The following is a 25,245-nucleotide window of genomic DNA, read 5'->3' on the forward strand; positions in this document are numbered from 1 at the left end:
CCCTGCTTTACTAATGCAACCTTTACTACAATAAAAGTTAAATTATGTAAAAGTCCTTAAATGTTTTTAACTTGAATATCAGAATTCCTTTTTTGTAACTCCTCTACAAATAGATTTATTTCTTTGGGTGAAACTTGTACTGTTTCATATTTATTGTAAGTAATTTCAATTCTATGAATAGAAAGTGATGGAGATACAAAGGGGTTCGTTGTTTTCCTAAATGATTTAATATCGTTAATATTTATTGTTTGCTTTATAAGTCCATATTTAATAATCAATAATTCATCTTGGATGATGTATCGAGTATGAAGCCAAATTGAACCAAGAAAACAAAGAAAGATAAATACTAAAATAATAACAACTATACTTAATTGAGAGATTGCTTCGTACAAGATTAGTAAAAAAGCAATGATTGACGCCCATATCGGAATTCCCAACCATATGTCTTTCTTTGACGTGAAAACCATTGTAACACCTCCTTATACTTATACATGATACGAATACTACTCACTTTCGTTTAAAATACCATTGATGCTTATTGAGTTAACCTACCCGTTAGCCATCCATTCAGTGCAAAAATCAGCGCTGCACCACATATATGAAAATAATCCTCTAGATCCGTCAATACTGATTCTACGGCTGGGAGAGGACGATCGATGAACTATGGTGAATGAGAGCCCATCCGTTAGTCTGACTCCTTCGACGACGGTGCACCACTGACTGTCGCTCTCTTTGTGGAAGCACTTATGGTAGATTAATCCTATTTTAGTTGTTGCAGAGCCTCCTATATTTATAGTCGTAGAAAGGTGTTTTTAATGGATGTAATCATTGAAAGAGCCTGTCATCTTGAACATAAGACAATAAACAGCAGGTCTTAATATGTATTTTTTTATCTTCTTCAAGGATTGTCCCCGTTTGTTGAACAGGATCAACGACAACCTATTATGCTTTCGCTCTCGTTTGTTTAAGAACATTCACTAACGAAGCTGTTTTTAAACAACCATCCCATAAGACTATTTTAAGAAGTTAAGGACAACATTCTTGAAGTTTTCTGGTTCTTCGAAGTGAGGGAAATGTCCACTATCTTGTAGTGTGATACTCTCACCATGTCTTACATCTTCCAGAAAGATTCTTTTCTGTTCATCACATGTTACGGGGTCATATTTGCCATTAATTAAAAGTGCGGGCTGTGTAACTTCTTTAAGTCTTGGAAGTAACGAATTAAATATTTCATTCTCCTCAAACAATCGGTCATTATGAACACTATTTTTTTCGATAAACTGCTTCCATTCATCTTCTGAATATAATGAATAATCGGTTGTATGTTCAATATTATGAATGTGTATTTCTAATCCCCTTTCACCTAATTCTGGACGTATCTCCACAAACTCTAACATTAAATCCTTGGCTGATTTATCTGATTTGGATAATTCCAGGCATTTCTCTGCCAAGGTTTCTTTTCCCGCTTCATTAAACAATTTTGAGGCTTTTATTAATAAATTTCTCGCCGAAAGTCCAGAATCAAAAGTGGGACATTCAAAAATGATATGACTAACTGACTTTGGAAAAGTAGTCGCATATAAAAGACTAAAATAGCCTCCGAAAGAATGCCCTAACAGTGCCCATTTCTCAATTCCTAATTTTTTTCTAAGTTCCTCAAAATCCAAGATAATATCGATTAAAGAAAAGCTCTCTTCTTTTTTAATTCCTTCAGAGCGGGAAACCCCTCTCTGGTCAACCGCAATAAGTCTAACATCTTCCTGTAATCTTTCTGCCTGATGATAACAGAAATCATAACACCCTTGACCAGGACCACCATGAATATAAAGTAAAGGAGTGTTATTTTCCGAACCATAAATTTCTACATGCAAATCTTTTCCCCGAATATTAATTAATCTCCCGTTTGATGTCTTTTCCATTTTCTTTCCCCCCTTGTCTAGTAACATAAGTGCCACCTATTATATCGTGTACTCCCCGCTTATCTTCACGAAATAGTATCATGAAAATACTAACTACTAGTGATAATCCGAATGTTAATAGAACAATAAGATAACTCCCTACTACTTCCCTTAAAAACATATTTAAAAATGTTACATTTTGATTATCTACTCTTTTTATTTTTATTTTACAGATTCGCTTACCAATGATATATCCACCCCATAAAACAGGAACGATGGTTAAATATAAAACATATACTATTTGCCAGGAAAAACTAAGTGTCCACTCATAGGAGTAATGACCGTTAAAGATAAAAATAATAAAACTTATTGGTATTACAAGTATAATAAAATCCAAAAAACTTGCTAACAGGCGAATACCAAGTCCAGTAGCATTCTCTATTTTCAATAAATTCACCTCTCGTTTTTCTTAATCTGACTATACTTCCTCTTAAGTAAACTCCCCGATAGCGACACAATGGCAATGATTTGCTTGTTCAGCTAAAGCTTACCCTTTAACCGTTCTAGTACGAGAGCCTATACTGAATTAGTTTGGTCTCGCTCCCTAAATATTCTTCACTTCCAATCCTACTTACTTCTTTAAATCCCAATTTATCAAGCATTCTTCTTGCACGAATATTGGATTCGTGTGTCTCCGCATTAAAAACTGTGATTCCTAATTGTTTTGAAGCAAAATCCATTATCCTTATACACGCATTAAATCCGTTCCCTTTTCCCCATAGAGTTCTTCTTTCACCAATTGCTATACCTAATTCAGCCTCATTATCTTCAATACATGCAAGGTCTGCATGCCCGATTAACCTACTTTCCATTTCAATTCCTAAGCGGATAAAATCTTTAGATTTATTATTAACACAATGAAGCCACCACCTATATAATTCTTGCTCATCCCTATTTTTACCCCAACCATTTGCACAACAAAATTTCCCATCCTTACTCCAATTCAAAACATATTTATAATCATCTATGTTTATTAGTCGAATGTTTATCATATGAGCATTACGATCTTTTAAATCCATAAATTCTCCCTTAACATTTCTTAAAATTAATATTGCTTACTGAAGTAAACTCCCTGTTAGCAACACAACGACAACGAAAGTCTGTTCCACTAAAGCTTACCGTTACTTAAAAATATTATTGGAACATGTTTATTATCCAAACTATTAAGTATATTGGAACTGCTACAATTATCGTTCCTGTAAGAAAATAAATAGTAGACCTAATAATAAATTTAAAAACATCATATATAGCTCCTGCTAAGTCATCAAAGAACCTCATCATTAAAAACCACTCCACAACTAACTAGATTTTTCTCGTAAAAACTAAATCAAGTGAGGCAATTCAACCAATTTTTTATTAAACTCTACTGCCAGTTAGTACAATAATCATTAAATTTAATTATTAAAGGATTCTCCCCTTTAGCTTAACATTGTTTTCCAATTCGTAGGACATAAAAAATGAGCTGTATCACTCACAGCCCACGCTTCTACTAACAACTCCCATCACTTTAAGTACAACTATTCATAGCCTATATTATAATTTTTTAGAGTTTTTAAGTTCGCGTAGATACCATAAGCTCCTGCTATGATTAAAAATAAATGCCATATTCCGAAATCTACGCCAGCCCAATACTTAAAAAATATTAAAAACATAACAACAATAAAGACAATGGCAATCATATTTCGAATGTATTTATTCACATTTCTCACTCCTTTCTTGAAGTAATATCCCCGTTCTGTTGAAGAAGAATAGCTTAGTCGTTACTTTGGAAATCTTTCTTTAATAGAGAGTAAACAGCGATATCTCGAAACTTGCCCTTTATAAAATATTCGTCTTTCAAGATGCCTTCTAAAGTCATTCCAAGTTTTCGTAACACTCTTTGAGATTGAACATTCTCAACCATACAAGGTGCCTTTATTTTATTTAACTCCATTTTGTTAAAACCGAATTGAATAACTTCATTTGCTGCTTCAGGGATTAAACCTCTCCCCCAATGTTCATTTGATAAGATAAATCCTATTTCAGCACGGTAATGTTGTGGGAACCAAGCGACAAAATCAATCGTTCCTATCACTTTCTCATTTTCTTTTAATTCAATAGCCCAAGGAGCTAGTTTACCTTCTTCGTATCGTTTTATGATATAACTTATAAAACCCTTTGAATCTTCAAGTGTTGTATGAGTTTCCCACGGAACAAATTTCGATACTTCAGGAACAGAAGAGTAATCGAACATATCGTTAGCGTCATCGAGAGTAAATTTTCTTAATAAAACTCTTTCTGTTTCCAGCGTCGGTAAATCATTGAACACATCTGAAATCTTCATTTTTCTAACCCCTTTGCTATTTAATTTTCTGTAACTTTTCCCCCTTTAGTTTAACATTATTCTCCAAATGACAGACAAAAAAGCCAAGAAATGCAGCTTATTAGATCTTAGACTAAATCTAACCGTTTGTTTTAGTTCATTGATGCACTTTCTATTGGCTGATACTCTTCTTAAATTACCGTTTCTTGCTCAACGTACTCTCTTTTTAAGATTGACATAACATGCAAAGATTCGTAATCATTTTCACCTTTTAAACATTCCCTTAATGTTCCTTCTACTATAAAACCTTGCTTTTTATATAAATTAAATGCTCTTAAGTTATTTACTTTTACATCTAACCATAAACGATGTGCTCTAAATTTCATAAAAGCCCATTTTTTAATTATTTTGAATGACTCTTTTCCGTACCCTTTGCCTTTATCTGCAATTGTGATTCTCATCAATTCGAGGTTATTATTTGGGTTAGTCAGACCTGCAATAATAATGTAGCCAATTAGTCTATTACTTGTACGTTCTTCAATTATCAGATGCATAATATCTTTATCCTCTAAAGCTTCCTTATGCTTATCCATAGACCAAGGAATAATAAATCTGGCATTTTCTTTGTGTGATTCTAAATTACAAACGAACCCCAAATCATTAACAGTTGTATAACGAAGTCTTAATAAATTTGATTCTTGAAACATTTTATTCCTCCCTATAAAAAGATATTAAAAATAGAAAACCTTGTTATGTAATGTACGGGTTATAAGCCATTTCGAAGGTACAAAATAGTTTCCAAATTTCAGCAATTAAGAACCGCCAGTTATCAATTTATCGAAACAGTAATGATAACCGCTCCGATCATGAAATACGAACTGTCTCTGTTTGCCTCTAACATTGACATTAGACTCTCACCTACCCTTTTCTCTTTAGTTTAAGTTGTATGAACTTGTCGTATAACCTGCTTTTATTTTGTACTCCTATTTATTGGAATTCAATAGGTAATGATGAAAAACGAATTCAAAATGTTTAACAAACGTTATAACAATTTCTTGACATATAGAGGTTAATTTTAAAATACGTTTACAAGAAGAAGAACGCATTTCTTAGAGAAATGCGCCCGTTTTTTGAATAAACAAGAACTTATATTAAAGCATGAGATTCATTCAAATTAATCGACTTTGAACATAATTGATATGCAATAGTACTAAATGCTGTTGGCACCTCCGTAAAGTAGAAGAAGAAATTTTTTGCTTAGTTGAACATCTCTTCAATAGCGGAAGATCAACTCTATATAAATTAGACAACTATTTTTCTTTTCTATTTCTAATCTCCTTTTGAACCTTTCGCAGTGCCTTTTTCGAACCTCTCTCTAGATCATGCTGCAGCTTTCTGTTTTGATAACTGGTAAATAAGGTGTTTATATCATACCCTTCAGGATATAATTGAGTTGCTTTAATGTCCAATTCAATCCGCTTAATATTTACTTCCAATACTTCACCTTTATAGAACAGTTTAATGTTATTAAATTGATCTCTTGGCTCATAGACGATTGCATAATCATCCTGGCTGATTAATCGTACCCGGTCACCTACTTCATAATGATATGCCTCTAATGGCTGATCTACTTCATGCACTGGTTTTTTTATTTTGTTTTCTTTTACTGCTTCCAGATTATAATTTTTATTTTCTATATACAATTGAGCTCGCTTCAAAACATTTTCACGGATATTCATCCTACTTGAAATCCAAAGTGCATTACTCTCTCCTGATTTCCCTATTAATAACTTATACATCGGCTTCAATTCAGCACTATTAAATAACATCGCCGCATTCATAAAGTCATCGTGCATTTCAGAATACCGTTTTATTTCCCCATAATGAGTTGTTGCAATTGTCATACATCCCATATGATAAAACTCTTCTAAAATGGCGATTGCTAAAGCAGCACCTTCATTCGGCTCCGTTCCACTTCCAATTTCATCGAATAAAAGCAGAGTATTATTAGTAGCCGTACTCATGATCTCTGAAATATTCTTCATATGGGAAGAAAAAGAACTTAGGGCATTCTCTAAGCTTTGGTTATCCCCAATATCTACAAACACGTGATCAAAAATCGCAATTTCAGTTCCTTGTTTCGCCATAATATGAAACCCTGACATAACTGCTAAAGTTAAAATTCCAACGGTCTTTAATACGACGGTTTTCCCACCCGCATTAGGACCTGTAATGACTAAGCTTCGATAGCCTTCTCCGATTTCAAGATCCAATGGGACAATGCTTCCTTCTAACAATGGGTGTTTACTATTTATTAATTTTATATATCCATAATTATTGATCTTCGGTTCAATAGCGTCGGTACTTTTACTATACTTCGCTTTCGCAAAAATCATGTCGTACTGACTGATACATTCAATATTAATACCTATTTCATGAAGCGATTCATGAATCATTCCGGTTAACGTTGCTAATATTTGATATTCCTCAACTGATTCTTCCGATTTCAAACTCATTAATTCCACATTAAGCTTCGAGACAGCTTCAGGTTCAATGAATACTGTAGACCCTTTAGAGGATGCTTCAATAACCGTTCCCGCTACATGATTCTTAAAGGATGCTTTAATTGGAATCGTAAAACGATCATCTTTCTTACTAATATAAGATTCTTGGATATATTCTTTATTGGCTCCACTTTTCAAAAACTTATTCAAACGTTCTTCAATTTTCCCTTCTGTTTTAGCTATCTGATTCCTAATTCGTTTTAATTCTTTACTAGCTCCTGAATCTACTCGATTTCCTTTAATTGCAAATAAGATATCCTCTTCAATACCTCGAAATTCAGTCATAGAAAGCGCATAGGAGTAAAGTACAGGCGCAAAAAATTCTTTATCTGCCATAAACTTTTTAATTTTTCTACAGCCTCTTAAAAAATCAGAAATAGCAAGTAATTCTGCTGGTGTTAATACCATGCCTTTTTCTAATTTTTTAATATGGCTTGTTATATTAGAAATGCCTGTTAATGGCAAGTGCTTTTCAGCGTCCAATAACTTTCGGGCCTCATTCGTTTCATTTAAACGATTACGAACGACTTTTATATTCGAGCTTGGCTGTAATTTTTCTATTAACTCTTTACCTAAACTGCTGACGCAATGGTTTTTCACTTTATTTTTTAATTCGTGGTATTGTAATTTTTCAAAGGTCATATTATTCATTTTATCTTCCTCATTCCAAATAAAATAAGCCCGCTAAAGCCTTCCCTGCCTTCCAATTTAGACAACTAAACTGGACAGAAAGCTTCCGCGGGCATAACCTTGTCACAAAACAAGGTCAAATTTCGAACAGGCATGAATAAATAAGACCTAAATAAATTAAGCATGACAGGATAGAATCCACCCTCAAAGCTTAATGTCTTACATTCTACGCTAAACGAATATATGGAAATGGAAGCAGTCTGATAGCACATATCAAAAATGTTAAAGTAACATGTTTGAAAAAAGGCATTCCTTAATAAACTGGCATTGAAACCAGAAAATAAACACCTTATTCAACTAATCACAATTAGTTGATACCTACTACCGACATACTTCACCACACCTTTTTATAATATGAGATTAATGTAGCATGGAAAAACGGTTTCGTCAAACCGCATTGAGAATTAGTTTGCGTCAACTAATAGTGAGCATTTTTTTCAAAAGATGAAATTGCCTCTTTTTGTTTAGTTGCATCATTTTACATGCAGCTCCGTTAGACTGCATCAGCTCGCTTTCCGCGGACGAACCGCCGAGCCTCCTCAGGAAAAGCGCCTTGCGGGGTCTCGTCTAGCCCGTTTTTCCGCAGGAGTCTCCCTGATTCCGTCCAACTGCGCCGATGTTTATTTCCTTACCTTGAACTGATAGAGCTTTCTTTGCTTTATGGTCTTTCTCTTAATCAGTGAAGCAGCCTTTTTAAATCTCTCTCAACAACATTTACCCCCGATTGTGGAAGATCATTACATGGCCTTATTGAACTTTAGCTAGTAAGTAATGATGCTACCCTTGTTCTTTCATTAGCGTAAAAATTGATTATCATTAGTAAGGCCATAAGCATCGTGACTAGCAAAGAGTTATTAAAATAATCCATAAATAATTCCTGAGACCATCGAGTTCCATCGGTAATTATCCAATAACTGATTTTGTTTAATATGGTAATCCCATCTTGTTCACCAAAACATGCATTGTAATCGCAGCAATAGCCTGTTCCACTAAAGCTTATCGTTTGTTGAAGAAGCCTGTTTAATTATCTTCCAACTCTTTAACTCTTTTTTTCAATTCTTCTATTTTTGAAAACGCAAAGAAAGCCATACTTAAAGCACCTATCGCAACAGAAAATGCAAAAATAACCATAGTATCCATAACCATTCCTCCTAATCCATTAATACTCTATCCTCCAAATTATTGAACTCCTCTCCCCTTTACTTTAACATCATTTTCCAAATGACAGACAAAAAAAGCCGCATGTGCAGCTTATTAGATTTTAGGTTATCGCTCTCCGTTACTTTTTAAAAATTATTGGAACAATTTAATTATCCAAACTAATAGGTATATTGGAACTGCTACAATGATCGTTCCTGCAAGAAAATAAATAATAGACCTAATAATAAAATTAAAAACATCTATATAGCTCCTACTAAGTCATCAACGAACCTCATCATTAAAACCATTCCCTCAACTTTAACTAGATTTTTTTTGTAAAAAAACTAAATGAAGTGACTCAATTTAACCAATTTTCTCTTATACTCTACTGCCAGCCAGTTAGTACAATAATAATTACATTTGCTTATTGAAGGATTCTTTCCCGTTTGTTGAACAGGAGCAACGACAGCTTATTATGCTATCGCCACCCTTTAGTTCAATAGTTTTACCTCCCATGCCCCTAAGCCTGGAGGGTCACTAAGTGCTACCATTGGTTTAAAATCAGCTTTAATTTTATCTCCTATTACCAACTCTCTATAATCTATTTCCTCACCATTCGAATTTATTATTCTGGCATTTTCTAAACCTAATGATGCTCGTTTATAAGTGGGATTTAATAGTTTATTGCTTTCAATCCAAACAAACGTATCTGTATCCTTTTCAATGATTGTAAATGTCTCTTCCTTCAATAAATCCACAAATACAAATAGGATTCCGGTTACTAATATAATTACTAACAAAGGTCTCGTAAATTTTTTTCTCATATCATACCATCCTCCCCTTTAGTTTAACATCATTTTCCAAATTATAGACAAAAAAAGCCGCGAAATGCAGCTTATTAGATCTTAGACTATCGCTCTCCGTAGCTCAATAAGACTTTTCCGTTTCCGTTTACACTAACTATCCTCCAATAATTAAGTTTACAACCGCTAATGCAACTGACAGACATGACACAATAAATAAAATTCTATAAAACTTCTTTCTTTCAATATTTTTATTATCAAGCTGAAAATTACTTATGGATAGAAACAGTGTTAGGCATAGTAGGAACGGGAAAATAGACTCTCTACCAGTAAAACCTGCCCAAATAACAAAGCTCGTGGATACTATTGTTAAAACCAATAGTAATACCCTAAAATAAGAAATCGCTTTTTTAAATTGTAAAGTAGTTTCCATTCAGTATCCCCTTTCCAATTCACCCTAATTTTACCATAAAACCCTAAGTCTACATATTTAGGTATTCTCCCCATTACTGGAACAAAAGCAGCGACAGCTTATTCAGCTATCGCTATCCCTTTAGTACAATAACCTCACCAGACAGCAGATTGATGAAGCATTTCATAAAGTTTATAAATAAGCTTCTTGAGTGTTGTTAGAAAGTTCTTCAACTTCTATAAAATCAAACCTTACTTCCTGGTGTTTCCCTTGTGGGCTACAAGCATATAACCCCACTTTAACAAAAGAATGTTCTGGGATATCCAAGTGAGCAATACGTATTTGATACCATTCTACCCAGTTGGATGAAAAGTCAACATAACAATTCTGACCAATTCTTGATATCCTGAAATACAAATATTCATAATTATAGTCTACATTTTGTGATGACCAATCGGAATAACCATGATTTGTAACAACTGCACCCAATTTACTTAATCCATTTGGTATATATTCCAATGATGTTTTTATCCATATATCTTCCGAGAACCTCATCATCAACCCTGCTTGGTCATACTTTGATTTAGGTTTTGTCTTCACTTTTGTAGTTAATCTAACATTTTTATCTGTTTCTGTATAAAGAAAATGCCCATTATCTACTTCGAAACCATAATGTGTTTTCTTCCAATAATCGGTGTTCTCATCCGTTTGTATTACGAGTTGAGAGGAACTTTTGTCTATAAACCATTCTTTAGGTTCGCAAAACCACACTAATTCATCACTAAGCTTGTTATTTTCAAAACATTCGTTAAATATTACATTTGTTTTCAAATAATCACCCCTACATAAAATTCTAAACTTAACTTTACCCAGCTTCACTTTAACAACTAAAGGAATACGTATGTTCATTCCTACTCAATCAAAAATTGTCCTTTGCTCGCATTTAGTTGCATATAAAGCAAAAATCAAGTATTTCTTGGTAAAATTCATTCCAATTATAATCTTATTTGGTCACTTCACTTGGATTTATAAAAAAAGCCGCATGGGCAGCTACCTAGATTTTTCCTAAACCCACCACAGTAGCCTTCAGCTTATTTATTTGCTATTTTCAAAGTAATAAAGCAAAGCACCTACCGTCATTCCTAATGAGAATCCTATTCCAACACCCGCAATTTGAATAAATACAATTTCGAACATAAATCCAATTGTACTTAAGATCGAGCCCCCTAATAATCCAAAAGTCATTCCGTATACTAGATAGTTTGCTAATGTTGACTTCTTTTCATTATTATGATCAGCCATATCGCTCCCCTAATCTTCTAATTTGTTCTTCTTTTCATATCTGTAACTAAGATAAAGTCATATAGTGGACTAAACCAATAATACGACCGTGTATTCATACATACTTGGACTTATTTAAATTTTTAGATGTTAAACAATCACACTCTTATAATAAATCTTTAAGACGACTACACACGACATCAATTCCACGATGTGAAGTATCAATAATAATATCCGAACTTTTCTCTAATAGTGGTAAAACGTTTTCATAGCTATCGATTACCTCTGCCCTTTCCTCTGGGCTTTTGCCATAATGATGAGAAGTTCTGTTATTAATTCTATCAATCATTATCTTCAGTTCAGCTTTGAGTAACACGACATAATCAAAATGTTTATAAAATTTCCCTTGATTTGCATAGCATCCTGATAAAAATAAATGGGATTCTTTGTACTTGTCTATCAATTGAGTGATTTTTTCTTCATCCCAGACTCTTTCTTCTATTTCACCATTTTTTATGACCTTTATGTAGCCATAATCCGTATCGACTACATTATATCCTTCTTTTTCTAATTGTTCTAATGCACTTGAAGTACCGACACCAGATAAGCCTGTAACAAGTATGATTGCCATGATGAGATCCCTCCATAAATGTTCTCAGTCAGTACAATAATACAAGATGACCGGTAGCTCTTTTCATAGACTCATGCACTCTTTTAATTATAGATTGATTGTTTATTGCCTCTCATTTAATGCATCAATTGCTTCGATCATTTCATTTTGCTTCTGAGTGCCCAGCACTACAGTTTCATTCTTTAAATTTATCTTTATTCCTTTATTTCCATACATCGTATACGATTTTTCTCCTAAAGAATTAACACGAATTCCCCAACCACCAAATTCGAAAAAGCTATAAACAATAGGCTCATAGTTCTCTATCTCTTTAAATAAAATCCTCCTATAACGAAGATGAAACGGTACATAACGGATATAAATCCCATCAACACGAATTTCGATTATAAGTTTAAAAAACGCCATCACTACAGGAAAAATAATCCCAAAAATGAACCAGAAAATGAGAAGGAGCCAATCGGGCGCTGGATTACTACCAAATGGATTTCCTAAAAGAATTTGCTGGATAAACCCATACGTAAAAAGCAAAGCAATAAGTAAAACCACTATCCATACCCAAAATTGACGAGGTTTTTGAATTTCACGATAAATCATTTTATTGTTCTTCTCCATTCTTACCTCCTTTCTCTAGGCGGACACACGATCCTTTATTTGATGAATTTAAGCGAAATTTTTAATTTGGCGGCCATGAGATCCCTTATTTCGTCTAATGGTGCCTAAATCTAAGCCATTTTTAAACAATAGCGTACCTGATGGCCGCTAACTTTGAAAAAACACCGGTTTGTTCACACATAGCGGATCTCATGTCCTCAAGAGCTAATCATCCTGCTCGGCGGACACTGGATCCCTTATTTTATAAATTTAAGCTATTTTTTCATTTTAGCGGCCATGAGATCCCTTATCACCTTTAAAGTTAGCTAAATCTAGGCTATTTTTAACCAATAGCGTACCTGATGGCCGCCAATTTTCAAAAAACAACGGTTTGTTCACACATAACGGATCTCGTGTCCTCAAAAGTTAATCCTCCGACTTTATTGTCGTCATTTAACGTATTGGAAATTTCCCTTTAAGCCAGGTGTACTTAACTGGCTTACTGCGAAGACAGTAACATCCCGTATCTTCGAGATTTTCTTCGTTTAACTCGACCATTTCAAATGTTTCCAAACGATTCTCCCCCATTATTTAAATGCTCTTCATTTAAACATTAATTCAATAAAAAGGAGCGATTTCCTTCTGAAACAAAATGGCTCCCGTTTTTTAACAAGAACTATTACCATATTTATCAGTTCTACTGGAATACCATGTTCTAATGGATGATTAAGGAGACCTTCAAAAGTCAATGATCTAACAACTTAGGAATCAAGTTTGTGAAACCTTGAAAACTTTTCATTCAATCCAAAAAACTATGAATCACATTCCAACTGATATGTAATTCATAGTTCCTTAAGTTAATAACATTCATTACGAAAGCCGTTTTGCTTCGGAATCTACTCTTTTAATTTTTCCTCCCAGCCAAAGAGCACTATCCGCTGTAAATTATCTTAAAATGGCACCTTTCGCGTTGGGGTAAGTGATCGAGCCACCACCAATCACAACAAGGGTTCCTTAAATTCATCGATGGTTGCCCTGACATTTAAGCCGCCTTCCATGTCATCGCAGCCGCTGACTATATTGATATGGCTAAACATATACGGTGTAATTAACCTAACTGGCGCTTAAATGCTTTATTTGCGAAAAAGTAAGCGACGACCATGATGCCGACGCACCATGCAAGCGCGATCCAGATATCGTTGCCAACAGGCCCTTCATACAAGAGGGCACGAATCGCATTTACGATTGAAGTCACTGGCTGGTTCTCAGCGAACGCACGGACAACTTTAGGCATGGTTTCGGTAGGGACAAAGGCTGAACTGATAAACGGTAGGAAAATCAGCGGGTACGAGTACGCTGTTGCCCCTTCCATAGACGTGGCTGTCAATCCAGGAATGACCGCCAGCCATGTCAGCGCCAGCGTAAACATCCCAATTATCCCAGCTACAACGAGCCAATCCAGAATACCAGCGCTGGAACGGAAGCCCATCAAGAGGGCGACAAGGATAACCACCACGACAGTCAGCGCATTGGAAACAAGCGAGGTCAACACGTGAGACCACAATACCGATGAGCGCTTGATGGGCATCGTAACGAAACGCGACATCAACCCGCTCTTCACATCAGTAAACAGCCGCACGGAAGTGTAAGCGACACCGGATGCGATCGCTATCAGCAAAATTCCCGGCAATAAATAATTGACATAGTTGTCCGTACCTGTCTCTATGGCACCGCCAAATACGTAGACAAATAGCAGCATCATCATAATTGGCGTAATCGCCACCGTGATAATTGTATCCGGACTGCGCATAATGTTGCGCATTAAACGTCCTAGTAATACCCCTGTTTTACTTTTCATTTACATCTCCTCCTTTTTTGCCGATGATCGCGAGGAAAATTTCCTCCAATGTCGGCTGCTTCTCGATGTACTCCACTTTCGCTGGAGGGAACATCTCTTTGAGTTCGGTTAGAGTACCAGTCGTGATGATTTTTCCGCCATGCAGGATCGCGATACGGTCCGCAAGTTGTTCAGCTTCCTCCAGATACTGTGTCGTCAGTAAAACGGTCGTGCCGCTGTCGGCAAGCTCCTTGACGGTATCCCATACTTCAATTCGCGCTTCGGGGTCAAGCCCTGTCGTCGGTTCATCAAGAAAAATGACTGCTGGCGACCCGATCAGACTCATTGCGATGTCAATCCGTCGCTTCATCCCGCCGGAGTACTGGTCTGCCCTGCGATTAGCCGCATCGGTCAAGCTGAATTTTGTAAGCAGATTGTCGGCGACTTGAGCGGGTTTGGAAACTCCCCGCAACTTGGCGATCATTATTAGGTTTTCCCGCCCTGTGAGCATGCCGTCTAAAGCTGCGAATTGCCCTGTCAGGCTGATACTCTGTCGAACATGATCCGGTTGACGATGAACATCAAAGCCGCAAATTCCTGCTTCGCCTCCATCGGACTTCATCAGCGTAGAGAGGATGTTGACAGTCGTCGTCTTACCCGCACCATTTGAACCTAGCAGTGCGAAAATTTCACCACGCCGCACCTCAAAATCAACCCCCTTTAACACTTCCTTGTCTTTAAAAGATTTTTTTAACCCTTTTACAGAAATCGCTTCATTGCTCATACTTTTTTCCTCCTTTTAAAATCGCAGCAAAGTCGCTTACGAGATCCGAAATATAAGGCGCTTTGCCTCTAACAAGCGAGCGGGTTGCTCGCCCCCAGACGAAGCGGCGTAATTATCCGGTCGAGTGCTTTGCGTAGATAGATTACGTATATTCATCTACTTAGTCTGATTGATAATCAGTATCACTTATTACTGGGTTAAAAATAGAACTGAATAGTTAATTCACATTTGTAACCAGCTATTCAGTCGGTATAAATCTATTGAATTTAGTTTTTCTAATCGCTACTCTGATTCAAACCTTCACAATACTTGACGAAATAGGTTTTAGTTTTTGCCACTAGTTCATCTGCAAAAGACGCCATATCGTCCCCAGTGATTTCTATCACTTGTCATCCTTCTGCCGGACCGGCTTCGAACAACTCGATAATTCATACAATCAAGCAGTTTAGTTAAAAACGTTTAGAACGAGAAAGCTCATGCAGGTCGTAACCCGCCTTTAGATGGGCTGTATCATTCAGAGCAAACTCAAACAATATATTCGGGTTTGCGTCATTAGTGTCGGTGCTAGGCGAAAATCAACTAGGATTTCTCCTTTAGCCACGACCAATCGTATCGTTCAACTTCGTGCGATATTTGTCCATCCAAGTTTTCTCGTCCTTCATTAGTTCATCGCAGAAAGCGGCCACGTCCTCACCAGTGAGGTCAGTGACATTCTTGCCTTCCGCTGCACCTTCCTCGAAGAGGTCGAGGATGCCGCCAAAGATCCGACTGATGTCCTTCCACTCGGTGACACCACCAGCAGTCCACATATATTTTTGTATAGCTTTGTAAGCGTTATGGTACTCCTTTGGAAGTGCCTTTGCACGCGCCTCCATCTCCTTCCATTTCCGCTTTTCATCCATACTTCCAATAATTTTTTCAATAAAATTCATTTTACCTCCTCCTTTTGATTTCTTTAGTTTTGAGCTCGTTCATTTTGCTTGAGACGAACTCCCATTTTTCCCAAAAAATTTTAAGTTGTTCTTGACCTGCTGCATTGAGTGTGTAAAATTTCCTAGGTGGTCCCTTAGTGGATGGCTTTTTCTCGATGTCCACCAGTTTGTTTTTCTCAAGCCGCATGGTAATCGTATAAACTGTGCCTTCAACCACGTCAGTGAAACCCAGTTCTCGCAGTTGCTGCGTGATTTCATAACCGTAAGTTTCACCTCGGCTAATAATCTCAAGTACACAACCCTCAAGGACACCTTTCAGCATTTCTGTGATATGATCCAAATTCATCACCCATTTGTATTTCATTTTATTTTTTCAGTACTCTTATCACAGGTAGTTTGTAATACCGATATTAAGTATTACTTAATACTAGTATATAGTAACGCGGAATAGCGTTACTTGTCAAGAATAAAATTTCATCCTACAAATCCCGTTATTAAGGGCTTCATATGTGTTTTTATCAAATGTGATAGCTCAGAAATTAGTCTAAATTTTAAATTGGCCATTTTAATTATGTCTTTAAAGGATCCTTTTTATATAGCCACGGTTCCCAAGCGGACACTGGATCCCTTATTTGATCAATTTGAGCTATTTTTTCTTTTTAACGGCCATGAGGGACCTTATTTCCTTTAAAGTTGCCTAAACCAAAGTCTTTTTTCAGCAATAGCGTACCTGATGGCCGCCTACTTTGAAAATACACCGGTTTGTTCACACATAACGGATCTCATGTCCTCAAGAGTTAATCACCCTGCTCGGCGGACACTGGATCCCTTATTTCAGCAATTTGAGCATTTTTTTCATTTTATCGGCCATGAGAGACCTTATTTCGTCTAAAACTGCCTAAATCAAAGCCTTTTTTAAGCAATAGCGTATCTGGTGTCCGCCTACTTTGGAAAAACAACGGTTTGTTCACACATAACGGATCTCATGTCCTCAAGAGTTAATCATCCTGCTACTCTAAACTTTTTTGTCGTGAAGGGCGATTCTCCTCGGTTTTTCAAAAAAGAATAGCGTTTCTGCCTTTTTGCAGAAACACTCCCATTAGTGCAATAAATAGCAAAATTTATTTAAATTAATTAGCAACACTCATGACTCTCTTTCTTGTAGAGGATGCTACAATAATTATCCCTTCTAATCTACTGCGTTTGCTCTCCCCATAATTTCTTGTACTATCGAATCTTTGGCATCTGCATAGTCTTGTACGTGTTTCCATTTCCGGTGGGCTAAATTTCGTTTTACGCTTCCATATTCATCTCGATCGGATTTGTTCGTTCTTAGCCAATTACGAAAGCGCAACATTCGATCAACCTCTGATGATCCTTTGCTAAATACGTGTAGATTAATATCTGTATCAGGACCTTTGAAGAGTCGGTGTTCAAACCAATCTGGTTCCCGTATACGTAAAATGTAACCAGCGTCCTCCAAGTCAGAAACATAAGCCGCTTCGTCTGCAGAGTCTCTTACAACCAACAGAATATCAATAATTGGCTTTGCACATAGTCCAGGCACTGAAGTGGAACCAACATGCTCTAATTGCAAAATTTTGTTGCCAAGTATTGAACGAATCCGTTCAGCCTCTTGTTCAAATAGCTTTGGCCAGTTTGAATCATACTCTAGGAGCGTAATAGTTGCATTGTGGGGTTTAAATTCACCAACTGATACGTCATGAAGCCTTTCATCATTTTTAGAAGTGGAATTGTTATTATCAGAAGTCAATTAAATCACTCTTTCATTTGTTTTTAACATTAAAACTTTCCACAGTTTTTATTATGTTTAAACAGGCAGGTCTATTATTAATTAATTTTATCATGAATATAAATAGAAGAGACTTGTTCCACTATCCTCCCCATTACCTCAACAAAGATTGAAGTAAAACCCCTATTACAATCTATTAATAGGGCACTCACAAAAACTATCTAAGGAAATTTTTAATTGCTTCAATGCGTATTTTATGACTACAATCTTCGCAACAAAAAAACCTACTCATTCTTTCCTTAAATTGTTTATATTGTAGTGAACCTTCGTATACTTTGAATTTTCTTTTACAACTATAACAAAGTACCTCATAATAAATCATTGTTGTCCTCCCCTAAGTGACACATGACTTTTATTTGATTTATCAAAGATTGTAACTCGTTCTCTTATTGAATAGTATCGTTGTACTACCCAGTAAATGACGTTGTTTTTGTTAGTTGTTACTCTTAAACATAAGCTCTCCATTAATGGAATAATGCAAAGTGAATTACATTACTTCCTTTTCATAACTATAAAATAAAGCAACGCTCCTAACAAAATAAAAATAGCTAAGCCTATTAACACCTTTATTGGTGAGATAGCAAAATATACCGGTGAAATTACTTTAATACTCTGATTATTTGAAGTAATTTCACCAATCGTTTTTACCGTCCACCAATCGTCAACAGTAGAATGATTTGCAGCAAAATAAAACCATACTAAAAAGCCAAGAAAAGTAAATAAGCACACCCCTACTAAGCGATTCATAACCTCACCTCAACAAAAGATAGATGGTACTTATCTATCCTGAAATCATTACTAAAAGCTTAATGCTATAAAATATTTTGAGATTACCCTGTTGTCCCTCTTGCTCACCCATTTGTTTCTTAACTTCTTAATCCTTTGTTTCAACATCTAATACAATACTTTCAAATAATTCTTCTCCGTGATAAATATCAATCTTCCATATACCGCTTTGAGGAAATTCCAAAACCGAGGGTACGTGTGCATCAGCACCATTATTTGGAGAACCTATCCCGTCTGAACTATTTATAAAAAATAAACTAATCACTTCTCCTGTTTTTTCGTGTGTAGCTTTTATGTCAAAATTTTTTGTTCTAAGAAAATCTCTATCCGCCCAAAAATGCCACTTCTGTTTTGACCTTTCATTTTCTATTAACCCTTTTCCAGGAAAAAGTCCTAACTTTCCTTCAATGCCTACCATCTCTACTCCGTTGGATAAAAATGAATCAGTAGGCTCCAACTTGGTTTCATCAGAAGACTCACTAAAGAAAAACATAACTGAAAAAATAATTATTGTAATAATGCTAAAACCTAAATACTGTTTTTTATCCCCGATTTTCAACAAACCTCCCCGTTAGCACGATTACAACTCTGGCAGCTTCTTGAAGTATTGCACCCGTTAATGCAATACAGTTGTTGTTATTTTCTTTAGAAATTTACCTACTCCTGTTCTTTATCAGATAGAATTTCAACATTGACTTTTTGTTGAATCTTTCCGAGTTCTTTCAACCAGTAATGGATATCAAGATTGTCATCTTTGATATGGTTAAACTCATCTTTCGTAAAAAGTTCTTGCCCTATCTGAGTTAGTGTAGTTTCATTTGTATAATCATTGTCATCAAATGAACCAAAATCACCAGAATCTTGGATAATACGTCGGAATTTAGAACCCACCTTTGAAGAAGCTTTTATCTCTAGGGCATCATTTTTTTCGTTACATGCAACCACACGGTAAATCGTCACTTCTTGTTTATTAATTTCAACAAGAAAAATTTGTCCTTTTCCTTTTGCAACTTTATAAATCCTTCCTACTTGATCTTCTATCCATTTCCCCAAAAAAGGGGCTACTTCTCCTTCTAATTTTTGGTGTTCTTTTAATAATTCTTCTCTTTCACGCCAATCCATTCTCAACAGTTGATCAGATTCAATTTCACTTCCACATACATGGCATACATGTTTATATGGAAATACAAATGGAATCCAGCAAAGGAAGATTCCATATGGGATAATAAATACAAAGATGAGGCAGACGACGACACGTAAGCCTATAGAATATGTTTTTTCCACATCATCACTTTTACACTCCGGACATATATCCATAAAAATCCACCTACCCAATTTTTATGTTTCCATCTTTCACTCTTCTGCTTCGTTAGTTGAATACAAATTCATTACTTATTTTCTAGATTAAAATTTGAATATTAAACCATCCAGTTTCTTTTGGAAAATCGTCTCTTGTTAGCTTATTTCCTGTAATAAACTGTCTATAAGATGTGATTGTTCCATCGTGAGAAATTACATAGATTTTTTGAGTTTCCTGCTGACTACACCAATCAAGAAATTGTTTAGCCAATTGATTAAAATTCTGTTGGGGTAAATTGTTTATTCCATTAGCCCAAAGTTCTTCAGGAAGTTTTTCTTCAATTTGTACATTTGGAAACTCATCGGATATTTTTTGCCTATCTAATAATTCATCACAAGGTAATGTTCTCCCATCAGAAACTTGAGGAAATATTCTAGGAGATACCAATGGATTTACAAGTTTTTTGCAATTTATGCCCTCACTCCAGTAATGAGCTGTTTGCAAAGCTCGTCTCAAAGGACTAATAACTAATATAACTTCTTTTAACAGAGGTAATTGTGTTCTAAGCAACTTAGCTTGATTAATCCCTTCATTCGTAAGTACTGGGTCAGAAGCTTGTAAACTATTGGGTATATTTAGAGTGTGCTCCCCTTCTCCGTGTCTAATAAAGATTAACTCCATATATAGATTCCTACTTTCAGTAAAGAATACTAGTAGAATGTCTAATAACACTGTCCATATCTCCCGATTACTGGAACAAGAGCAGCGACAGCTTGTTCAGCTATCCTGTTCTTTAGTGCAAGAAGCAATTGTTCATATTAAACTAATGCACCCGTTAGTTGAAGTAAATTAGGTTATTTCACAATCTGCAAATTTTAGAATCATCACCCTTATTCTATATCTTCAAATTACTAACCTTTTTCGGATTATGAAGTTTTAACCACTTTTCAGACTCACTTATCATCCAATTTCCAAATTTATTTAAAAAACCAATTATTTCATCAGCATTGTCAACTGGCTTTATAGCATATTTAAGTACTTGTTTCATTTCAGCTTCCTTCTCTGGATAATGTTTAGAAAATACCTTATATGCTGGGAATAAATCTCTTGTATATTGATTTTCTTCTTCTACCACAAGTGCAAGTCCTGCCCTTACTATAATTTTCATTATCCATCCACAACAATCTAAAATATCTTCAATATCCTCATTACCATCAAGGTCGTCCTTTGCTTGTTCCACTTGATTTTTGAGGTTGACTAGGTGTTCATTACCAATTGTTTTATCTGCTTTATAATTCGGTAAGTAAACCTTTAAATCTTCCCCAAATACGCATACACTATGGGTTTTTATCATAAATGGAATAATTGAAAAAGTAGAGGTGTCTATAATATCTTCAATGCTATATAAACTAAACTCCACCCCATTCACAAAGTTGAATTTTTTGTTAAGTTCTTGTTCAACTTTGTGGACCCAGCCCAAGTCTATATCATTAATATCATTTTTGGTTACTGCTATTGTATCTAAATCAGATACGTTATAAATATCTAAACCACGAGGAACTGAACCCCTAATATATACGCTGTGTAAATCTGCTCTTAAATGGCTTTGATACTTTTCTATAACTTCTTCTATCACCTTATAAAAATCAGGTTTAATTTTCTTTAAACTTGAATCGTTTATTATATACCCGTTGTCATCAGTTGGACAAAAACGCCCAATACTTTTAATATGTGTCAACTTATCTCTCCTTTGTTGTTTCAGTAAACTCCCTGTAAGTATCATAACAAGACCTGCTGAATCTTGAACTAAAGTACCCGTTAGTGCAATAAGAAATGAGCTTCTATTAGTTGGTTTATCAAAAGTTTGTACTTTACTAACTCTTTTTAATTGAATCAATCGCCTCTTTTAATGCAATTGGTTTCCGAGTACTAACCACTAACCTTTCATACTTCATATGCAACTTTAGTGCAGTGTTTCCGCCAACAATATATCCCTTTTCTCCTTTCATATTGATTCGTATTCCTAAACCCCAAAAATCTTTAAGTGGACTAGAATTAATAATTTCATAGTGTTTTATATCCTTAAATAAAAACTGTTTATAACGAAAGTGAAACGGCATAAACTGTATATATATATACCATCTTCCCGAATTTCTATTACAAGTTTTGCGAAGATTAGTGAAACCACAATGACCAAGAATATATATAAAATTACATCTGGCATTGGGTTCTTCCCGACAGGTACTCCTAAAATAATTTGTGATATGAATACATAGCAAAGAAAACCTGAAAATGCCAAAATAACACTCCAATATAGGAAAGACCTCGGTTTTTGAACTTCTTTATATATAACTTTATTTTGCTTCATTATTTTTACCCTCTTTAAAAAACGAGTATGTTTATTTATCATTTAATAAAATCAGTACAATTTATTCAACGCTCCTCCCCTTTAGTTTAACATCATTTTCCAGTTAATAGACATTAAAAAAGCCGCATATGCAGCTTCCTAAATATCCCCTAAACTCACCCATTAATATAATTACTATTATTCATACAGTGATATCCCATTGGAGCATTCCGACTAACGCTCTTTCGAATACATAATGACATTTAAATGATTTACTAATTCATAGAAAAAACGTGTTAGGGATCTTAGCTCATTTTATCTCAAGTGAAAAGGCAATGTAATAAGAAGAACTGTCCCATTAGTCGATACTGTTCTGAAGTTAGTACAATAAATATTTCACCTAATGATTGTTACATCTTTTGGTAAAGTATTTTCTTGTATCCACTTTTCTATCAATTGATAAAAGAGAATATTGTTAAACCAATGAACGAAATCAAAAAGTTCAAGGTCAAGTTCGTGTTGAAAAAACCGTACCAAGAATGAACTCTGTTTTAATGACCTTAAACGTCGCTTCAGCGACGGCGTTATCGTATGGCGTTCCTTTCTCACTCAATGAGCGTTCAATACCGAATGTTTCTAGCGCCTGGTCAACTCGCTCCCTCTATCTGTATGAAACATTTCGAGTCGATTTAGATTGTATTTCACCGATGCAAAGGCACATTGAACTAACTCAGCATTCTTATAAGACAGCACCGTAGCCAATGATTTCACGATTCTATAAATCTACTAAAACACAAATATATTGCCATTTTTGCTGAAAATCCGTGATAACAATGATGAAGAATTAACGAAATTGTTCACTGAAATCTTTATAAACAGCCGAAATATTTATGGTCAACGAAAGATAAAGTTAGAACTCGAAAAACTTGGCTGGACGGTTTCTAGCCGCCGTATTGGGCGAATCATGCATGAACAAGGTCTTGTTTCAAAGTATACGGTTGCCCAATATAGACCAACAAAAACGACTTGTATCGAATCAGAAATTGGAAACACATTAAATCGAGAGTTTAATCAAGATCAGGAACTCAAAGTGTTTGTCAGTGATTTAACATAACCTTATCTAACTTGTCCAATCAATTGTAACCGTCCACTAGTACGATAATACAAGGTTTCGGTAACCCATTTTCATAGACTCTTGGGCAATCTATTGCCTTTCTTTTAAGTGAGTCACGACATAGGCTGTAAATACGAAAGGCAGAAAACTAAAGGGGGATTAGCATCTTTAATCGCATCCCACATAGCAAAAAAAGTATAAGTAAGGATAAAACATAAGCCATTGATAATTGGTTTTTTCAATGGAAGTTGAAATATCTCCATGAAAGCTAAACATAATTGTTAAGTTGAGATTTGATTTAACATTCACAATAACTTCGAATATTATCAGCAAAATTCCTTTATATATCTTCGGTTTAAGAGTTGAGCAAATCCTGATAATGCGATGACCACAGTAACTTTTCTATCTGATCGTTATTCATTTATAAACATCAACTTTCTTCTAGAGTATAAAAGTTATACACATTAACCTTTTGCTAACTTTTTATGGTGTGGGATTTGTGGAGGTTGCTCTAACCATGCATTTTTAATCATTATGTCAACCCCGTCTTTTGCAAATTGAGAAATCTCTGTTGTTAGGCGAACATAAGAAGTGAAAATATCCGTTCGTAAGCTTGCTGCTGACGCGGTTGCATAATTTGAGGTGCTTGATGAAGTGAGTAGAGATATATGAAACATAATTAATTTATCCGAAAATGGTGATATTGTTGAATCAGTTACTTCCAAATCCCATGGCATTGGGGAGGGAAGATCATCGTCTGTTAACATAGTGGTAAAGACTTGCACATGTTTAGTTGCTATTTCCTTTGCTTTTGTACAATAGTTTCGAACTTTTTTGGACTTAGCAATTTGGGCAAAACCTGTCATAAGAGCTTTACCCAAGGAATTCGTTTCAACATTTGCTTCAATATGAGTAATTTCTACAACATTTAAAGGTCTGTTATTGTTATTTAAATTTAGTATTCCACCTAAATAACTCTTTTTGTCAACAAAGTCAACATGATCGGAAGTTGTCACATAAGGATTTCTTACAAATAATCCTTTTGATAATAACGCTTCCGATGTTTTATTATATAACTCTGTAGAAGTCTGTATCGCTTGACTTAGGAAGTGACGAACATCAGCGTGTGCTGCAGTTGCCAAAGCTACACCATAAACGGATAATCCAATTTTAGACATGTTCTTGAGGTAATATAAATAAACCGAATCTGAAAACAGGCGTGGAGCAGTTGGGCTTACATCCTCATCGGTAAATCCAATTGGCAACGGTTGGTTATCGTTTTGTAGTATTTCTTTACTTAAATTAAAATTTTTAACTGATATATCGAACGCAAATTGTAATGCTGACTTTATTTCAGCATCATCAACATTGGCTAAAAAATATTTCAAAATACAAATAGAAAAACTGTTGTTTTGATAGCTACTCCAAACCACTGAGATCTCTGAGGATGTTAGCCTTAGATTTTTTCCTTCTCTCATTTAGTATTCCTCCTATGTATTGTTATTAAATAATATCCACTTAATTTTGGACATTTATTCAACTTTGCTATCTTCTAACACTTGTAGGAAAGAATAAAAGTTCAGGAAGCTTTGTAAAAAACATATAAATAAAATTTGGTGAATGAATGTAACTCAAGTAAGATGAGCTTATTTTGAAGAGGAACAGCTTACAATAGTCATTTGCTTCGTAGTACAACGATTAGATTCAATTAAAAAATGAAAGTCCATAATCGTATGATTGTGGATATCATAAGCCTGATTTCTCGGTAAGAATAAGAAGGATTAGGCTTTTGGGCTTTTGGGCTTTTGGGCTTTTCAACCTTCTTGAGGACAGGAGATCCGTTATGTGTGAACAAACCGGTGTTTTTCAAAAGTAGGCGGCCATCAGGTACGCTATTGCTTAAAAATGACTTTGGTTTAGGCAAATTTAGACGAAATAAGGTCCCTCGTGGCCGATAAAA

General features: G+C 35.2%; 27 protein-coding genes and 3 pseudogenes. 1 reads left to right on the top strand and 29 read right to left on the bottom strand.

Features of this window, described 5'->3' with window-relative positions:
- Window positions 1-56: 56 nt before the first annotated feature.
- From CD001_RS00670 to CD001_RS00805, 28 genes and pseudogenes are all read right to left on the bottom strand, one after another.
- The gene (locus CD001_RS00670) at window positions 57-467 is read right to left on the bottom strand and encodes a PH domain-containing protein (protein ID WP_096185717.1); all 411 of its coding nucleotides are present in this window, start codon (window positions 465-467) and stop codon (window positions 57-59) included.
- A gap of 546 nt (window positions 468-1,013) precedes the next feature.
- The gene (locus CD001_RS00675) at window positions 1,014-1,919 is read right to left on the bottom strand and encodes an alpha/beta fold hydrolase (protein WP_096185719.1); all 906 of its coding nucleotides are present in this window, start codon (window positions 1,917-1,919) and stop codon (window positions 1,014-1,016) included.
- Window positions 1,888-2,346, bottom strand: a complete 459-nt coding sequence (locus CD001_RS00680) for an RDD family protein (RefSeq protein WP_096185721.1) — start codon at window positions 2,344-2,346, stop codon at window positions 1,888-1,890. Before CD001_RS00680 ends, CD001_RS00675 begins: the two co-directional genes overlap by 32 nt.
- A 115-nt stretch (window positions 2,347-2,461) precedes the next feature.
- A complete protein-coding gene (locus tag CD001_RS00685) occupies window positions 2,462-2,977 on the bottom strand; it encodes a GNAT family N-acetyltransferase (RefSeq protein ID WP_096185723.1) in 516 nt (171 codons plus the stop codon).
- Between the two features lie 498 nt (window positions 2,978-3,475).
- On the bottom strand, window positions 3,476-3,658 hold the full coding sequence (locus CD001_RS00690) for a hypothetical protein (RefSeq protein ID WP_096185724.1): 183 nt from the start codon (window positions 3,656-3,658) through the stop codon (window positions 3,476-3,478).
- A 53-nt stretch (window positions 3,659-3,711) separates the two neighbouring features.
- Window positions 3,712-4,281 carry a GNAT family N-acetyltransferase gene (locus CD001_RS00695; RefSeq protein WP_096185725.1) on the bottom strand — a complete coding sequence of 190 codons (570 nt, stop codon included), beginning with the start codon at window positions 4,279-4,281 and terminating at the stop codon, window positions 3,712-3,714.
- A gap of 170 nt (window positions 4,282-4,451) precedes the next feature.
- A complete protein-coding gene (locus CD001_RS00700; protein ID WP_096185727.1) occupies window positions 4,452-4,967 on the bottom strand; it encodes a GNAT family N-acetyltransferase in 516 nt (171 codons plus the stop codon).
- A gap of 603 nt (window positions 4,968-5,570) precedes the next feature.
- Complete coding sequence (locus CD001_RS00705; RefSeq protein ID WP_096185728.1) at window positions 5,571-7,475, bottom strand: endonuclease MutS2; 1,905 nt, start codon at window positions 7,473-7,475, stop codon at window positions 5,571-5,573.
- A 1,670-nt stretch (window positions 7,476-9,145) separates the two neighbouring features.
- On the bottom strand, window positions 9,146-9,478 hold the full coding sequence (locus CD001_RS00710) for a hypothetical protein (RefSeq protein WP_096185730.1): 333 nt from the start codon (window positions 9,476-9,478) through the stop codon (window positions 9,146-9,148).
- Window positions 9,479-9,614: 136 nt separating this feature from the next.
- Entirely contained in the window at window positions 9,615-9,890 is a 276-nt protein-coding gene (locus CD001_RS00715) for a hypothetical protein (protein WP_096185731.1), read from the bottom strand.
- Between the two features lie 171 nt (window positions 9,891-10,061).
- Window positions 10,062-10,700, bottom strand: a complete 639-nt coding sequence (locus tag CD001_RS00720) for a DUF1349 domain-containing protein (protein ID WP_257009674.1) — start codon at window positions 10,698-10,700, stop codon at window positions 10,062-10,064.
- Window positions 10,701-10,964: 264 nt separating this feature from the next.
- Entirely contained in the window at window positions 10,965-11,171 is a 207-nt protein-coding gene (locus tag CD001_RS00725) for a hypothetical protein (RefSeq protein WP_096185734.1), read from the bottom strand.
- 145 nt (window positions 11,172-11,316) lie between these two features.
- Window positions 11,317-11,781 (bottom strand): AAA family ATPase, encoded by a 465-nt coding sequence (locus CD001_RS00730; protein WP_096185735.1) that lies wholly within the window; start codon window positions 11,779-11,781, stop codon window positions 11,317-11,319.
- A 102-nt stretch (window positions 11,782-11,883) separates the two neighbouring features.
- Entirely contained in the window at window positions 11,884-12,393 is a 510-nt protein-coding gene (locus CD001_RS00735) for a DUF6141 family protein (protein WP_096185737.1), read from the bottom strand.
- A 1,087-nt stretch (window positions 12,394-13,480) separates the two neighbouring features.
- Window positions 13,481-14,230 carry an ABC transporter permease gene (locus tag CD001_RS00740; RefSeq protein WP_096185738.1) on the bottom strand — a complete coding sequence of 250 codons (750 nt, stop codon included), beginning with the start codon at window positions 14,228-14,230 and terminating at the stop codon, window positions 13,481-13,483.
- Entirely contained in the window at window positions 14,220-14,993 is a 774-nt protein-coding gene (locus CD001_RS00745; protein ID WP_096185740.1) for an ABC transporter ATP-binding protein, read from the bottom strand. Before CD001_RS00745 ends, CD001_RS00740 begins: the two co-directional genes overlap by 11 nt.
- Before the next feature lie 275 nt (window positions 14,994-15,268).
- A pseudogene (locus CD001_RS26730) lies at window positions 15,269-15,421 on the bottom strand (DUF1048 domain-containing protein); the annotation flags it as partial.
- A gap of 165 nt (window positions 15,422-15,586) precedes the next feature.
- The gene (locus tag CD001_RS00755; RefSeq protein ID WP_096185741.1) at window positions 15,587-15,925 is read right to left on the bottom strand and encodes a DUF1048 domain-containing protein; all 339 of its coding nucleotides are present in this window, start codon (window positions 15,923-15,925) and stop codon (window positions 15,587-15,589) included.
- A gap of 1 nt (window position 15,926) precedes the next feature.
- Window positions 15,927-16,265 (bottom strand): PadR family transcriptional regulator, encoded by a 339-nt coding sequence (locus CD001_RS00760; protein WP_096190441.1) that lies wholly within the window; start codon window positions 16,263-16,265, stop codon window positions 15,927-15,929.
- A gap of 849 nt (window positions 16,266-17,114) precedes the next feature.
- Entirely contained in the window at window positions 17,115-17,699 is a 585-nt protein-coding gene (locus CD001_RS00765; protein WP_096185742.1) for a GrpB family protein, read from the bottom strand.
- Window positions 17,700-17,895: 196 nt separating this feature from the next.
- Entirely contained in the window at window positions 17,896-18,060 is a 165-nt protein-coding gene (locus CD001_RS00770) for a DUF2197 domain-containing protein (RefSeq protein WP_096185744.1), read from the bottom strand.
- Window positions 18,061-18,230: 170 nt separating this feature from the next.
- Window positions 18,231-18,485 carry a hypothetical protein gene (locus tag CD001_RS00775; protein ID WP_096185746.1) on the bottom strand — a complete coding sequence of 85 codons (255 nt, stop codon included), beginning with the start codon at window positions 18,483-18,485 and terminating at the stop codon, window positions 18,231-18,233.
- A 127-nt stretch (window positions 18,486-18,612) separates the two neighbouring features.
- Window positions 18,613-19,083, bottom strand: coding sequence for a DUF4871 domain-containing protein (locus CD001_RS00780; protein WP_096185747.1), 471 nt, complete (start codon window positions 19,081-19,083; stop codon window positions 18,613-18,615).
- Window positions 19,084-19,181: 98 nt separating this feature from the next.
- Window positions 19,182-19,841, bottom strand: a complete 660-nt coding sequence (locus CD001_RS00785; protein WP_096185749.1) for a hypothetical protein — start codon at window positions 19,839-19,841, stop codon at window positions 19,182-19,184.
- Between the two features lie 82 nt (window positions 19,842-19,923).
- The gene (locus CD001_RS00790) at window positions 19,924-20,556 is read right to left on the bottom strand and encodes a histidine phosphatase family protein (RefSeq protein WP_306454050.1); all 633 of its coding nucleotides are present in this window, start codon (window positions 20,554-20,556) and stop codon (window positions 19,924-19,926) included.
- A 163-nt stretch (window positions 20,557-20,719) separates the two neighbouring features.
- Window positions 20,720-21,562 carry a nucleotidyltransferase gene (locus CD001_RS00795; RefSeq protein ID WP_096190443.1) on the bottom strand — a complete coding sequence of 281 codons (843 nt, stop codon included), beginning with the start codon at window positions 21,560-21,562 and terminating at the stop codon, window positions 20,720-20,722.
- Window positions 21,563-21,698: 136 nt separating this feature from the next.
- Window positions 21,699-21,833, bottom strand: a complete 135-nt coding sequence (locus tag CD001_RS26735) for a hypothetical protein (RefSeq protein WP_257009675.1) — start codon at window positions 21,831-21,833, stop codon at window positions 21,699-21,701.
- A 734-nt stretch (window positions 21,834-22,567) separates the two neighbouring features.
- Window positions 22,568-22,982 (bottom strand): annotated as a pseudogene (locus tag CD001_RS00805) (IS3 family transposase); the annotation flags it as partial.
- A gap of 6 nt (window positions 22,983-22,988) precedes the next feature.
- On the opposite strand from CD001_RS00805, the pseudogene CD001_RS00810 reads away from it, so the two are divergent.
- Window positions 22,989-23,282, top strand: a pseudogene (locus CD001_RS00810) (IS3 family transposase); the annotation flags it as partial.
- A gap of 467 nt (window positions 23,283-23,749) precedes the next feature.
- Here the strand turns inward: CD001_RS00810 and CD001_RS00815 are convergent.
- Window positions 23,750-24,763 (bottom strand): DUF3231 family protein, encoded by a 1,014-nt coding sequence (locus tag CD001_RS00815; protein WP_096185753.1) that lies wholly within the window; start codon window positions 24,761-24,763, stop codon window positions 23,750-23,752.
- Window positions 24,764-25,245: the final 482 nt, after the last annotated feature.

It is taken from the genome of Evansella halocellulosilytica (genome assembly GCF_002335745.1).
Classification (GTDB): Bacteria; Bacillota; Bacilli; order Bacillales; family Salisediminibacteriaceae; genus Bacillus_CA; species Bacillus_CA halocellulosilytica.

Excerpts from the sequence above, each read along its gene's own strand:
- CD001_RS00670 (WP_096185717.1), bottom strand. The coding sequence starts at position 467 with ATGGTTTTCACGTCAAAGAAAGACATATGGTTGGGAATTCCGATATGG.
- CD001_RS00675 (WP_096185719.1), bottom strand. The coding sequence starts at position 1,919 with ATGGAAAAGACATCAAACGGGAGATTAATTAATATTCGGGGAAAAGAT.
- CD001_RS00685 (WP_096185723.1), bottom strand. The coding sequence starts at position 2,977 with ATGGATTTAAAAGATCGTAATGCTCATATGATAAACATTCGACTAATA.
- CD001_RS00695 (WP_096185725.1), bottom strand. The coding sequence starts at position 4,281 with ATGAAGATTTCAGATGTGTTCAATGATTTACCGACGCTGGAAACAGAA.
- CD001_RS00700 (WP_096185727.1), bottom strand. The coding sequence starts at position 4,967 with ATGTTTCAAGAATCAAATTTATTAAGACTTCGTTATACAACTGTTAAT.
- CD001_RS00705 (WP_096185728.1), bottom strand. The coding sequence starts at position 7,475 with ATGAATAATATGACCTTTGAAAAATTACAATACCACGAATTAAAAAAT.
- CD001_RS00710 (WP_096185730.1), bottom strand. The coding sequence starts at position 9,478 with ATGAGAAAAAAATTTACGAGACCTTTGTTAGTAATTATATTAGTAACC.
- CD001_RS00715 (WP_096185731.1), bottom strand. The coding sequence starts at position 9,890 with ATGGAAACTACTTTACAATTTAAAAAAGCGATTTCTTATTTTAGGGTA.
- CD001_RS00725 (WP_096185734.1), bottom strand. The coding sequence starts at position 11,171 with ATGGCTGATCATAATAATGAAAAGAAGTCAACATTAGCAAACTATCTA.
- CD001_RS00730 (WP_096185735.1), bottom strand. The coding sequence starts at position 11,781 with ATGGCAATCATACTTGTTACAGGCTTATCTGGTGTCGGTACTTCAAGT.
- CD001_RS00735 (WP_096185737.1), bottom strand. The coding sequence starts at position 12,393 with ATGGAGAAGAACAATAAAATGATTTATCGTGAAATTCAAAAACCTCGT.
- CD001_RS00740 (WP_096185738.1), bottom strand. The coding sequence starts at position 14,230 with ATGAAAAGTAAAACAGGGGTATTACTAGGACGTTTAATGCGCAACATT.
- CD001_RS00745 (WP_096185740.1), bottom strand. The coding sequence starts at position 14,993 with ATGAGCAATGAAGCGATTTCTGTAAAAGGGTTAAAAAAATCTTTTAAA.
- CD001_RS00755 (WP_096185741.1), bottom strand. The coding sequence starts at position 15,925 with ATGAATTTTATTGAAAAAATTATTGGAAGTATGGATGAAAAGCGGAAA.
- CD001_RS00770 (WP_096185744.1), bottom strand. The coding sequence starts at position 18,060 with ATGATTTATTATGAGGTACTTTGTTATAGTTGTAAAAGAAAATTCAAA.
- CD001_RS00775 (WP_096185746.1), bottom strand. The coding sequence starts at position 18,485 with ATGAATCGCTTAGTAGGGGTGTGCTTATTTACTTTTCTTGGCTTTTTA.
- CD001_RS00785 (WP_096185749.1), bottom strand. The coding sequence starts at position 19,841 with ATGGATATATGTCCGGAGTGTAAAAGTGATGATGTGGAAAAAACATAT.
- CD001_RS26735 (WP_257009675.1), bottom strand. The coding sequence starts at position 21,833 with ATGAAAGGAGAAAAGGGATATATTGTTGGCGGAAACACTGCACTAAAG.
- CD001_RS00815 (WP_096185753.1), bottom strand. The coding sequence starts at position 24,763 with ATGAGAGAAGGAAAAAATCTAAGGCTAACATCCTCAGAGATCTCAGTG.